The 13,097-nt window shown below is 44.4% G+C and carries 10 protein-coding genes; 5 read left to right on the top strand and 5 right to left on the bottom strand.

The genetic code is table 11. The annotated features are described in order from the left end of the window. Nucleotides 1-18: 18 nt before the first annotated feature. On the bottom strand, nucleotides 19-1,638 hold the full coding sequence (locus tag L2748_RS01690) for an AbgT family transporter (RefSeq protein WP_246616176.1): 1,620 nt from the start codon (nucleotides 1,636-1,638) through the stop codon (nucleotides 19-21). Between the two features lie 1,173 nt (nucleotides 1,639-2,811). Between L2748_RS01690 and L2748_RS01685 the strand changes: the two genes are divergently transcribed. The 3 genes from L2748_RS01685 to L2748_RS01675 all read left to right on the top strand — a co-directional run bounded on the left by L2748_RS01685 (nucleotide 2,812) and on the right by L2748_RS01675 (nucleotide 5,183). After that, complete coding sequence (locus tag L2748_RS01685; RefSeq protein ID WP_220781603.1) at nucleotides 2,812-3,381, top strand: LemA family protein; 570 nt, start codon at nucleotides 2,812-2,814, stop codon at nucleotides 3,379-3,381. Between the two features lie 75 nt (nucleotides 3,382-3,456). Next, nucleotides 3,457-4,479 (top strand): DUF3137 domain-containing protein, encoded by a 1,023-nt coding sequence (locus L2748_RS01680; protein ID WP_220781602.1) that lies wholly within the window; start codon nucleotides 3,457-3,459, stop codon nucleotides 4,477-4,479. Then, nucleotides 4,476-5,183 carry a lytic transglycosylase domain-containing protein gene (locus tag L2748_RS01675; protein WP_220781601.1) on the top strand — a complete coding sequence of 236 codons (708 nt, stop codon included), beginning with the start codon at nucleotides 4,476-4,478 and terminating at the stop codon, nucleotides 5,181-5,183. The genes L2748_RS01680 and L2748_RS01675 overlap by 4 nt, the downstream gene beginning before the upstream one ends. Before the next feature lie 2 nt (nucleotides 5,184-5,185). Here L2748_RS01675 and L2748_RS01670 read toward each other — a convergent pair whose 3' ends face one another. Next, nucleotides 5,186-6,565 (bottom strand): MATE family efflux transporter, encoded by a 1,380-nt coding sequence (locus L2748_RS01670; protein WP_220781600.1) that lies wholly within the window; start codon nucleotides 6,563-6,565, stop codon nucleotides 5,186-5,188. A gap of 103 nt (nucleotides 6,566-6,668) precedes the next feature. Here L2748_RS01670 and L2748_RS01665 point away from each other — a divergent pair, with 103 nt between their 5' ends. Both L2748_RS01665 and L2748_RS01660 read left to right on the top strand, forming a co-directional pair. After that, nucleotides 6,669-7,547 carry a LysR family transcriptional regulator gene (locus L2748_RS01665; RefSeq protein ID WP_220781599.1) on the top strand — a complete coding sequence of 293 codons (879 nt, stop codon included), beginning with the start codon at nucleotides 6,669-6,671 and terminating at the stop codon, nucleotides 7,545-7,547. Nucleotides 7,548-7,677: 130 nt separating this feature from the next. Further along, nucleotides 7,678-7,929: a hypothetical protein gene (locus L2748_RS01660; RefSeq protein WP_246616175.1), complete on the top strand. Its 252-nt coding sequence runs from the start codon at nucleotides 7,678-7,680 to the stop codon at nucleotides 7,927-7,929. A 176-nt stretch (nucleotides 7,930-8,105) separates the two neighbouring features. On the opposite strand, the gene L2748_RS01655 is transcribed toward L2748_RS01660, so the two are convergent. The 3 genes from L2748_RS01655 to L2748_RS01645 form a co-directional block, all read right to left on the bottom strand. Next, the gene (locus tag L2748_RS01655) at nucleotides 8,106-8,948 is read right to left on the bottom strand and encodes a 23S rRNA (adenine(2030)-N(6))-methyltransferase RlmJ (RefSeq protein WP_220781598.1); all 843 of its coding nucleotides are present in this window, start codon (nucleotides 8,946-8,948) and stop codon (nucleotides 8,106-8,108) included. Nucleotides 8,949-9,004: 56 nt separating this feature from the next. Further along, nucleotides 9,005-10,246 (bottom strand): winged helix-turn-helix domain-containing protein, encoded by a 1,242-nt coding sequence (locus tag L2748_RS01650; RefSeq protein ID WP_220781597.1) that lies wholly within the window; start codon nucleotides 10,244-10,246, stop codon nucleotides 9,005-9,007. A gap of 280 nt (nucleotides 10,247-10,526) precedes the next feature. Continuing rightward, entirely contained in the window at nucleotides 10,527-12,818 is a 2,292-nt protein-coding gene (locus L2748_RS01645) for an OmcA/MtrC family decaheme c-type cytochrome (protein ID WP_220781596.1), read from the bottom strand. Between the last annotated feature and the right edge of the window lie 279 nt (nucleotides 12,819-13,097).

The raw sequence follows: 13,097 nt of genomic DNA, 5'->3' as shown, positions 1-13,097 counted from the left end.
TTAAATAACGGGTAACCGTTAAGGCGTGTAATACGTCGCCGCACCAGGCCCAACAGGTAGACCAATCACGAATACCCAGATAAAGAAGAAACAGGTCCAACCGATGAAGAATACGATTGAATAAGGCAGCATGGTGGCAACTAGCGTACCAATACCTAGGTTCTTTTTGTACTGCGAAGCAACAGCCAAAATGAGACCAAAGTAACTCATCATCGGCGTAATGAGGTTAGTCACCGAGTCACCGATTCGGTAAGCCGCCTGAATAGTTTCTGGTGCGTAACCCACTAGCATCAACATAGGTACGAAGATAGGTGCTGTTACCGCCCACTGGGCAGAAGCACTACCTAACATTAAGTTGATAAAGCCACACATCATAATAAACAGCACAAATACTAGCGGACCGGTTAAACCAATGGCATTGAGTGCATCAGCGCCAGATACAGCTAGCACAGCACCTAAGTTTGTCCATTTAAAGAAAGCCACAAACTGCGAAGCAAAGAACACTAAAACAATGTACATGCCCATGCTGCTCATGCTGCTAGACATGGCGTTAATGACATCAATATCGCGCTTCATGCTGCCCACTACACGGCCATAAACCAGACCAGGAATAGCAAAACACACAAAAATGAATGCCACAATTCCTTTTAGAAATGGCGAGCCAGCGACTAAGCCGGTCTCTTGGTTTCTAAGCGGAGCGCCTTCAGGAATAATGGTTAACGCCAGTAGTGCAGACATCACTAATACCGCAAGGCCGGCGATTTTTAGTCCCTTTTTCTCAAGGGCACTAACGGTATCCATCTTCTGTTCGCTAAGATCAATTGCAGCTTCGCTAGCATCATATTTGCCTAGCTTTGGCTCAACAATTTTCTCAGTAACGAATGCACCTAAGAAGGTGATCAAGAAGGTAGAGACAAACATGAAGTACCAGTTTACTTCTGGGCCAACTAGGTAGTCAGGATCGATCATTTGCGCTGCAGCTTCGGTGATCCCTGAAAGCAGAGGGTCCACTGTGCCAAGCAATAAGTTGGCGCTGTAACCGCCAGATACACCAGCAAATGCCGCCGCAAGACCGGCGAGAGGATGACGTCCTAACGAGTGGAAGATCATCGCGGCCATTGGGATGAGTACTACATAGCCAAGTTCAGATGCGGTGTTTGAAACGATACCGGAAAAGACTAAGGTCATTGTAACTAAGCGCTTAGATGCGCCCATAACCAGTAAACGCATCGCGGCAGATAATAAGCCTGAACGGTCGGCAATACCTACACCCAATAATGCTACAAGCACGGTGCCTAGAGGGGTAAAGCCGGTAAAGTTAGTCACCAAGTTGGAGACTATCATTCTAAGGCCTTCGGCATTCATTAAGCTGACTACATGAATTAACCCATCGGCACTGCGACCTGATGCACCTTCTGGGCGTGGATCGACAACGGTTAATTCAAAGTAACCAGCGATTCCGCTAATCACTACAACTGCAGCGCAGAACATGGCAAAAAGCGTAATAGGGTGAGGTAGCAAGTTACCTAGGCGTTCAACTACGTTAAGGAAGCGGACAAACCAGCCACTAGGCTGATTATTGGGATCGGAAGGGACATCACCTGGCAAAGGCAGGCTGCCACCATTATTGGAGCTCATAAAGGTCTTCCTTTAATAATTATTATTTTGTTATTTTTATTCTACTTATGTGCGGCGAGAGTAGCTACTAATAAGCGCTTCTTGTTAAGCCAATGTGGCATGATGGATAAATAAAATTAATTAAACCTTAAATCGGGCTATTTAGCAGTGGTAACAAAAACATAGAAGTCGAGCTAGGATGTGGTTTTTAGCAAGGTTTTAGACTGGTTTGTGCCGTATTTTGAGGCAAAAAAATGGACTCATATAGGATGAGTCCAAAAGGGATTGATTAGATACTTCGGTTGGAATTGCAGTCACTATAGCGAATGGCTGCTGTATCGGAGCTGAATGGTACAAAAATCTTTTATTAACAGTTATTAATCTTATTTTTTCTAGTGAAATTTAGGCAAAAAAATGGACTCATATGGGATGAGTCCAAAAGGGATGATTAGATACTTCCGTTGGGATTGAGATCACTATAACCAGTGCTTGCTGTATCAAAGCTGAATCGCAAACCGCTATTAATTAACGCTTATCAGTTTTCGTCTAATTGTGATTTTTGGGTAAAAAAAAGACCCACATAGTGTGAGTCCGAAGGGGATCTTTTAATCTACTGTCCTGAAGGAGTGATACCAATATAGACCTATGTAGCTGTACTAAAACTGAATAAACGAACTATGGTATTTATTAAGACTAATCAATAGCTTGTATTAGTAAGATGGAAACTTAGTTAAATGGTAAAGTAAGCGTAAAGTTAAATAAAAGTGCCATTTAGTTTAAGTTTTTAGTAGGGTAATGTCGGCTTTTCAGCGTGTTAGGATTATAAGTGCTTAAAAAACACCTTATTGTTTTTTATTTTAGTTATTGATTTTAAAGTTTATTTAATCTTAGTGTGTATAAATAACCTGCATGGTGTCCTACTTTCAACTTGTTAACACCAATTAATGGGTTAAGTTTGATTAGCTAGAGTTTTACTAAGGCATTTTTAGTTGTTTTTAGTTAGGTTTATTGCCGAGGTGGTTAAAAAGTAACATAGATAGCCTCTTGTACTATATCGTCGTAAAGTCAGGTGTCCCCTTATAATCAGGCGTTGTATGGGTTATAAATGTACAAGGTATTTTTATCGCTTTAGTCTTTTCCATGCTGATGAGGGCGACGCCATTACAATAAAAAAGAATAAAATAGGACGTATAAATGGAAGGGATATTGTTGGTATTAGGCTTAGCTTTGATTATGGGCTACCTATGGTATGTCAGCTTAATCAAAAAACGTAACACTGGTCGAGAAGCCCTGTCTGGCATTGATGTTCAACTTAAAAAGCGCGCCAACTTAGTGCCGAACATCCTCAAAATTGCGCAGAAGTATATGGATCATGAGAAATCCTTACTGACTGAAATCACTGAATTAAGAGCGTTGGCGACCAAAGGCTACGATGCCGTTGATCCTGAGTCAGTTAAAAATCACCTGCAAGTCGCTGAAAAGATGAACCAGAAAATGTCGCAGTTGATGGTCAGCGTTGAAAATTACCCCGAGCTAAAATCTGACAATACCATGCTGCAAGCCATGCAAACTTATAACGAAGTTGAAGCGCAGCTTGCTGCAGCTCGTCGTTTTTATAACTCGGCTGTTTCAGAGTTAAATACCGCAGTGGAGATTTTTCCCGGCTCGATTATTGCGTCTATGGCTAGCGTTAAAGTGATGCCTTTTTATGAGGCTGATGAAGCGGCTAAAACGCCGGTGGATGCGGCTGATTTCCTAAAGTAATGATATTTACCGCAGGTTTTCCTGTGCTGGTTTAGTGGTATAACGTATCAATAATTAGGGAGGCGCAGGCATAATATGAATTTGGCCACTTTCCTGTTTGGTGCGCCCATTAAGGCTGCTCGCAGTACCAATAGTCTTGTGGCTAAGCCTGCTGAAATAGAGCAATTTAAGCTTTATTATCTGCAGCATTTACAGCCGCTAACCAGCAAATTTGAAAATGCACGGGTAGCGAGCCTCAAAGCCTGCCGTCAACGTTTATATCTTTGCAGTGCTATCTACTTAGCCCTTGCCGTCTTAGCTTTTATGATTTTGCCATATATGCGCTTATCAGAGCCGTTATTGGTTTACCTAGTCGGGCTTGTTATTTTGGCTCTACCTTTCGGCTGGTGGCTGTACAACCCAATCAAGCATTATAAAAAAGATGTAAAGCTCAAAATCTATCCACTTATTTTTAAATATTTTGGCCAAGATTTCATTTTCAGTGCCGAGCATAAAATGAGTTTGTCAGTACTCAAGGCTTCAAAATTATTGCCTTACTATGAGGATGCTAGCTTTGCTGATTATGTGCAGGGCACCTACAAGGGTATTGAGGTTGCATTAAACGAGTTGCACCTGACCAAGCAAGTAAAGCGTGATAAATCGACTGATACTGTTAGTGTGTTTAAAGGTGTCATGATAGAGCTCAGTAGCCATAAAGATTTTCGCGGCCACACTGTGGTGGTTAAAACCCGCGGTGGCTTGGTTAACTTCTTATCTGATTCTTTCAAAGGTCTAGAGCGGGTTAAGTTAGAAGATCCGATTTTTGAAAAACAATTCGATGTATTTTCCACTGACCAAATTGAGGCGCGTTACCTACTGACGGTCAGTTTTATGGAACGTTTACAGGCCTTGTCTGCCAGCTTTGGTCATAAGATCCAATGCGCCTTTTACCGTAATAAATTGCTTATTATGCTCGGCAGTAAAGAGGATCGTTTTGAGATGGCATCAATTTTCAAACCAGCGACCTTTGAATATGAATTTAGCCAGATAAATCGAGAGATGAAGCAGCTGTTTGCTATAGTCGATGTACTGCAATTAGAGCAATCGAACGGATTATGATGAAGCAAGGATGCTTGTTAGTTTTTATATATTTATTAGCTGCAACAGCTCAAGCTGAGACGAGTAAACCGCATTTTGTGGCAAAGCCATCGAATAAAAGCGTCTTAGGTAAAGCTATTGAAGCAAGCAAAGTAAGCCTTAATGTAACCCCAGAAGCTAAGCAGGGTGATAGGGTTTACCACTACCGCACAGTAGATGGTGGATTGGCTTTTTCCGACAGAGCGCCACAGCAGGGTCATTATCAGGTATTACTGTTTGACTGCTATGCCTGTTCACCTAAGTCCAATGTTAATTGGTCTTCAATACCGTTATTTACCACGCTTTATCAACAGCAGATCGCCACTGCCGCTCAACGCTATCAACTTGATCCTGCACTTATTCGTGCGGTGATCCATGCGGAATCAGCGTTTAAGCCAGCCGCAATATCAAAAGTCGGTGCACAAGGTTTGATGCAGTTAATGCCGGCAACAGCAAAAGAACTCGGGGTCAATAACGCCTTTCATCCCGCAGAGAATATCCTTGCGGGTAGCCGTTATTTAGCCAAATTACTGGATCGGTTTGATGGTGATATTGCTTTAGCTTGCGCAGCTTATAACGCTGGTGCATCAAGGGTAGAGCAGTTTAAAGGCATCCCGCCCTACCCAGAAACTCAAGCGTATGTAGAGCGAGTACAAATACTGCTTAAGCGCTATCGAAAAGCCTAAGATTAAGCGATAGCGGCTTGGTTTAACGGCAGAGTATGCGCTCGCTTAGCGCGAGAGCGGATATCTAACCACACCATAGGCACCACGATTAAACACAAAGCAATGTTAGATAATGGCATCGCCATCCACACGCCATTCACGCCCAAAAATTTAGGTAATATCATTAAAAATGGCAGCTGGATCAGCATATTGCCACAAGCGATGACGAGTGCTTTAACGCCTTGGTTAGTCGCCATAAAGTAGATTGAGGATAGCGCGATAAAGCCATCTAGCGGCATGGCGAACAGGTGCATTTTAATGCCATCAATCGCAGTTGCGATTAACAATGGATCGTCATTGTTAAACAAGCCAACCATGGTTTCAGGTAATAGGTTGAGTAGTAACACCCAGCTGGTACCGGCAATTAAGGTTACTTTTACCGACAGTTTTAGCATCTTATTGATGTTTTCATGCTGCTCAGCGCCATAGTAGTAACTCACTGGCGGCTGCATACCCTCTGCAATGCCTTCAGCCACTAGATAGTACAACACCATCAAGTAGCCGACGATGGCAAATGCGCCAACGGTTAGCGGCGTACCATACTCAGTGAATAAGCGGTTATGTAGCGCAAACACAAAGCTAGTGTACAAGTACATAAATAGGCTGGAAGAACCCAGCAGTACGATTTGCTTGGCAAAAGAGGCGTTAAACCAGCTAAATTTTGCTGACCAGTTAATGCTGCTTCTAACTGAGCAAAAATAGATAAGGCCAAGAATACACACAACAGCTTGTGCACTGATGGTCGCCATTGCTGCACCTAATAAGCCAAAATTGAATACGCCGATCAGTAGATAGTCGAGAGCAATATTGATCACAGCGCCTAACACCATCAATCCAGTGGCAATGTTTGGGCTTTCATCATTTCTGATCAGCAAAGGGATCGCTGACGCTACTACGGTAATTACAGCGCCCCAGGTGAATACGCCAATATACTCCTGCGCCATGACCAAGGTGTTGCCAGCGCCACCTTGAGCCTTAAGAAATAGATCGCTACAAGCGATTAAAATCGTAGTCGATATGGCAGCTAACCCCAGCATAATCACTAAGCTGCTAGTTAAAATGGTTGGCGCGGCGCGGGTATCACCTTTGCCTCGCTGAATCGATAATAAGCTACCGCTGCCCATACCCACCATGATGCCAAAACCCACCATAAAGTAGATCACTGGCCAAGCCATATTGATTGCAGCTAGTCCTTCAAACCCTATGTAATGCCCAATAAAAATGCCGTCGACGATTTGGTATAAACCGTTAACTAACATAGCGGCAATGGCTGGCAAGGTATAACGCCAGAATGTGCGGCTAATGGACTGAGTCTGTGTGTTTTCGATGCTTGGATCTAACATAGGAATATCAATATTGAACAATAAAGCTCGGCAAGTTACTCTGTATTTAAGATTGAATAAAGTTAGTTACTATCTGTTTTTGGTATAGACGAGCGAGTGAACGATGAACTGGACGATTGATGAGCTTAATGCATTTGTAAACTCGGTAAAGCTAGGCTCATTTTCCGCTGCGGCGCGAAAAATGGGTAAAGCGCAGTCGCGTATAAGTACCGCGGTGAGTAACTTAGAGGCAGATCTTGGCTTTGAGTTGTTTGATCGTAGCGCCAAGCTACCAGTGCTTACGACACTTGGTGAAGAGATGTTTATCGAAGCACAATCGGTATTAGCGCAATGCCAACGCTTAAATGCCCGTGCAATGACGGTCACCTCAGGTGAGGAGATCTCGCTGACTGTTGCCATGGATGAAGCTGTGCCGGTGACAGCATTTGAAGCGTTATTTCAGCGTATATCGACACAGTTTCCGCTGTTGAAGCTCACCATCATCAATGGTTCGCAAGAAGATATTGGTGCATGGGTGGATGCCGGGCGCGCCGATATCGGCATTATGTTTCACTCCTCGACCATGCTGCCAGACTCGCTCGATTTTATGTCGATTGGTCAGTTTAAACAAAGTTTGGTGGTCGCCCCCTCTCACCCTTTAGCTGCTTGCCCCGCGCCGACATTAGAGCAGCTGATGCAATATAGGCAGTTGGCTATTTGCGATATTACCGGGCAGTCACAAACAGCAACGTTATCGGCAAATTATTGGTATATCGATAGCTACTATTACATTGTTGCTTTGGTTTTACAGGGCGTAGGTTGGGCGTTAGTGCCAGAACATGTGGCTAAATCAGACTGGTACATTGAAGCTCTAAAAGAGCTTTCAACCGAATATATTACCGAGCCATTGTTGGTGGAAATGGGCGTGGTAAACCGCCGAGATAAGCAAATCGGCCCGGTGATGCACTGGCTGTTTGATGAGTTACATTCAGTATTACATTAGTTTCAGTGACACATGTGAGTAAACATAATCATATTGATGCTGGTAGCAGCTTGTTGGCTTTATCAGGAATTGGAGAGAAGAGATTGGTGCAAAGGTTTAGGCAAAAGCAGTACAAAGGACTGTGATGATAATGCTGATGAGTATTGTGGCAACGGGCTGTTCATCAAACTCAGTGACTAATGCCGGCTGTGATTTTGTTAGCGCTGCTCACGGTAACGCTGAGCAAAGAGAACAACGACAAGTGATTGGCGGTAGCTCCGCTGCATCAGCGAATAATAGAGATACTGAGGTTGGGATCATCAATGCCATTTTGGCGTGTTTAGCCGTCAAGTTAATGATGGTCAAGAGTACTTATAGGCATCAGGTACTAGGGCGTTCGTAGGCTCACTGCTAGGGCGGTGCTACGCACCTGCTAGGAAAAGCTTAAAGCTTAAAAGCAAGGTCAAAACTGACTCGTTGAGACAGACATCTTTTGATTGTTGCTTTTCCGTCTTAGCTTTTCCTAGGGTCTAGAGCCTCGCGCCTAGGACCTTTCTTTGCTTTCCTAGGCTCTATCTTTTACTCAGGCACTTCTTGCTTAACGATAGTTTTGCCACCGTTATGGCCAAGGCGACGTTCTAAATAATCCAGCATCTCTTTAGCGGTAGTATCTAGCTGCCATGGTGGGTTAATGATCCACAGACCGGCTGCCGTCATACCAAATTCATTACTATCCGGCTTAATCGCTTGCTCGATACGTAATTGGTTTTTGATGCCACTTTCAGCAAGCAGCTTAAGCATGCCTTCGGTTTGCTCGCGATCCACAACCGGATACCACAGCATGTATACGCCAGTGGCAAAGCGTTTGTGAGCTTTAATAATTGCCTTAGCAACATCTTGGTAGTCGGTTTTGATCTCGTAACTTGGATCGATCAAAATCACACCGCGACGCTCAAGTGGTGGCACAGCAGCAATCAGACCTTTAAGGCCATCACCTTTGATAACACGAACTGCACGATCACCAGTGTATTGTTCTTCAAGGGTTAAATAGTCAGTACCGTGTAGTTCGTGCAATACCATGCGGTCTTTTTCACGCATGTTCATATCAACAAAAGCAGGTGAGCCAGGGTAAAATTCTAACTCTTGTTTACCTTGGTTGAAGTGTTTTACGTCTTCGATGTACTGCACTAAAGACTCTGGTAAGTCGGTTCTTTCCCAAAGTCTGGCAACACCGTCTAGGTATTCGCCGGTTTTCTTTGAAAACTCGTCAGTTAATGCATAACCGCCTGCGCCTGCATGGGTGTCGATATAAGCCATTGGCTTATCTTTTTTGTGCATGAGTTTAAGCACTTGTAGCAAAATAGCGTGCTTGAGAACATCGGCATAATTGCCAGCGTGGTAGCCGTGACGATAACTTAACATGGAGTTTTTAGCCTAAAGGAACAGAGGTTAGATTATATATCAACTCAGGCAAGGGATCATAATTTGAGTGTCTGGCGTTGCATCCACATGATGTTATCGTTCACCAACGGCAGTTGCCAAACAGCGGTACCGTCATCTTGATAAATGCGATAAAAGCTTAGCTCTGCTTGAGTTAAATGTTGTTTTCTCAGCGCGAGGTAGATGGTTTGCGCGGTGTCAGATAGGGCATTCGGGGAAGACAGCGTGGTTTTACTGACGTCGATATCGAAACGCTCGACTCTGCGCTGCTGCCATTTTTCGGTGGTGCGCTTAAATTGACCGCGGATCTCGTAACGGATCGGTGTGGTATAGCAGTCTTCATCGGTGATACAGGCGGCGAAATAGAAGATGCCGTTATCTGGCGCGAGATCGACTAATGAAATACGAATGTCGCTGCGAACAAGGCGGTGGTCATCAATAGAGAAGTACAAATCGCCATGATAGATCTGCTCTTTAAGATCGCCCCGATGTTTGTTCAGTTCAGGTAGGGTTAGCTTATTATAGGTTTTTTGCTCCATACGTATTTTGGTGGTCAAAAAGTCTGATAACACCAGCTGACTACCGTGGTCTTTTTCACTACTGATATTGATCAGCTGATTACCGCTACATTGATTGTTTTGGTAATCGGGGCAAATAGCAAAGTTGTCCATCTGCTGATTTAACAGTGCAAAGCTACTAAATTGTTTGAAAGGTGCTTGCCAGTTTGGTTCATAGCCAATTTGATTGCTTAGGCGCTGGTTAACTTCATTTCCGCTCAATGCTTTATCTGCAGCAGGCGTAAGAACCTTTATATCACCCGCGGCTTGGCTTAATTTGCTGCTGATGTAGCTCTCGCTGTAAGGCGCTTGTTGATGAGTAAAATAAGCGTAGCCGACTAATAGCCCAAACAGGATGACTGCGATAGCAAATAGCACGGCGGCTTTAGGTCGCAAGAGTTTTGTCGATGCTGAGTCTTTTGCTGCTAAGTGCAATACATAACCATGCCTAGGAATGGTTTTTAGCTCAATATCTGGATAGTTGGCGAGTTTTTTTCTCAACACGCTAATGCACTGCTGCAATGATGAGGGGGAAACCACACGGTCGTGCCAACCAGCTTCTAGTAAGGCCTCGCGGGTAATGAGAGTGCCTTGATGCTTAAGCATCAATTGCAGAACGGCTGTTTCGGCATAGCTGAGTTCAATACGTGACGAGTCCTCAGCATCAATAAGGTACTGTTGAGTCACGTTTAAGCTTAGCGTTGGTGTTAATTGCACAGGCATTCTCTTATAAAACAGGTATCTAATTGAGTATATTCTTAGGTCTATTTCTGAGGAAATCTTTGCCCGTAAACTTTGATCCACTTCCAGCTTTCCATCAAGGTTGCCAGCTGGCGCATAAGTTTGTCGCTTTGATAAAATCGATTTACACATACAAGTGCCAAATGCTGGCGGAATGTTTAACAGGGTAATTTTGCGCTTGATTAAAAAGTTGCAGCCCAACGTAAAACGTTGGGCTGCTTGATATCTTTTGCAGGGACATCAATTACTTTTTGGTTTCACCTTAAAGCTTGTGTACCTGTTTAAGGTTGTTGATAGAGTGGCAAACACCGCAAGATTCAACTTGTAGCTCGTTAGCTGCAACACCAAAGCGACCACCGTTTTGCTCCATATGAGCACGTACGGCTTTGTTGATCACCATCTTACCGTTAGCGTCTTCTTGCTTAGCGTGACAAGCATAACAAGTTGCTGAAACCGGAGAGGTGTAGGCGTCCACTGTGATATCTGTTGCTGGGTGAGCACGTGAATCCGGGTTGTAATCTAAATCTAGTGCTAATGGACGACCCACAGCTGTTAGACGGTCAACACCAAAGGTATCGCCTTCGTGGCAGCGGTAACAGTTAGCTTTATCCGCTGGGAACTCAATATTACGCACGCCGTTTTCACGGTCTTGAGTCGCACGTTGGTTAGTATGCAATGAGTGCATCCATACCTTGTGGTCAGGGTGGCTCACGGTTAACTGCTCAACATAATCCCAATCACTTGGTTTGGTGTGCATTTCGCGAATTGCCTGAGTCGGCGGGGTATTCGGGTTATGACAGGCTAAACATGGGTCAACGATATCGGCAGTTGAGCTTAAGAAGCCTGGCTTACCTTTAGCTACCATGGCACGTTCTTCAAACGGACGAATATGCTCGCCAAGTTCATCATGGTCGTGACCAGAGAAACAAGTGGTATCGGCTAGTTCTTTGTTGATCTCAGTCTTGCGGCTATGGCAGTTACGACAAGCAAGCTCGGTATTATCGTTAAACTCGTCGTAACCATGGCAAGTACCACAGGTTTTGTTGCTTACAATCACCGGTCGCTTAGCTTCTGGCGCATCGGTTAGGCCATTTTTATCAAAGAACCAACGCTTGTTGGCTTCAGCATTTTTAGTGTGGCCTGCTTGATCACAGCTCACTAGATTTTGCGCGCTATCGAAGCAGTAAATAAAGCGGTTAGTGATAAAACCAGCATCATCAATCAAGTCGCCTGAGATAGCGTCTTGAGTAACAATTGGACCCATTAGGTAAGTAAACACATTGTCTTGTGAGCCATGTAGTGGAGTACGCTTACGCTCGCCTGCTGGAGTATCACCGCTACCGTCTTGGGTAATGTCTTTTTTGTTACTCTTAACAAAAATACTGTAACCACGGCTGGTGGTGAAGTCGACTGAGGTGCCCCAGTTAACATAAAGCTGTAGGTTTTTAATCCAGTCTGCGTCGGCAGGATTGTTGTTGGCAACGCTAATACGTTCACCTTGGCGATCAAGTAGGGCGAAGCTAATTTCAGCGTAATGCTCACCGTCTTGCTCAACAAGCTTGGCTTGCTCTAGGCTGATATTGACGATATTACGCTGATCTTCTGCTACCGCTTTTTCTGACTTACTCATATGAACGTCATAAGTGTTCTCTGGTGAGTGACAGGTCAAGCAGCTACCGTTATCTGGTTGGGTGCTGTGGTCATACACTGGATTCGTTGTCATATCGTGACAGCTAGAGCAAGTTTCACGGGTTGGTACTAAGTTCCAGTTAGTCGCTTGTAGCTCTGCTTCGCTGACTTCTTTAGCGTGACAAGTGGTACAGTTACCCAGCGCTTGCGGAGTAATACCGATATGAGCGGTGTGAGCCAGTACCGGCCAAACCATCTCTGGGTTGTCCATGTTGTTGCTGGTGTGGCAGCTAGCACAGTTTTCAATGTTAGCGCCGCCATGCTTAATAGACGCGATATCGTCGTGACAGCTCAAGCATGAGCTACCATCAATGATGCCGCGGTTATCGGCGACTTCACTGCCATCAACTTTAAAGTCAGTGATCACTTCAGTGGCTGGTAGGCTGTCAGTTGCTAATACGCTAAATAGCACGCGTTGAGTGAAGTCACTGTTATGGCTTACTTCACCCGTAGATAGCGCTGCATTCATGGTGTAGCGGTAACTACCATCCATGTTATCAACTAAGGTGCCTTCACAGCCTTTAGCGGGTGAACAAGTTTCGCCTGCGAGCTTTTGCCATTGTGAGCGCTCGCCTTCAATTTGTGGCAGTAACTGCGCGGCATTGACTTTAATCGCGGCAATTTTAATTACCGGAATCGCTAGCTCGTTCTCAGCACTGAAGTCGATGCTTAGGGTGTTGTCGGTAATCGTGGTGCTTGTTAGCGTTAAGGTTAGCACTTCTGCTGTGGTGCTAACGTTACCGCCAGGCTGGCCATCTTCACCGTCTTTGCCGTCGTCACCCGAACATGCCACCATACTCATTGAGCAAGCGGCAACAAGCGTGGCGTAGCACAAGCTTGTTTTAAATTTGTTTGCGTTCATCATCACTTATCTCTCTTTTATTTCTTTTATTGCCGTTTGATTTATCAACGACGGCAAAAGTGTGCCTGATGCAAATTGACTAGGATGTGAACGCCTACCTACTTATAGGCATCTTGAAGTTTTTTAGGTCGATTTCAGTTGCTTTGAGCTGTTTTGAGGCTTTTTTAGGAGCTAAAACCAACAAAATAAGCCTGATTTATGCAAAACAGGCATTGGCGGCTGATATGGTTTCTTAGCGAGGAGTGGTATTATCTGCAGGTTAACACTCAAACATAGAGCCTA

This window comes from Shewanella sairae (genome assembly GCF_023283535.1).
GTDB classification, from domain to species: Bacteria; Pseudomonadota; Gammaproteobacteria; order Enterobacterales; family Shewanellaceae; genus Shewanella; species Shewanella sairae.
The sequence above is the reverse complement of the archived record's forward strand: the minus strand, read 5'-3'. Positions and strand labels throughout refer to the sequence as shown.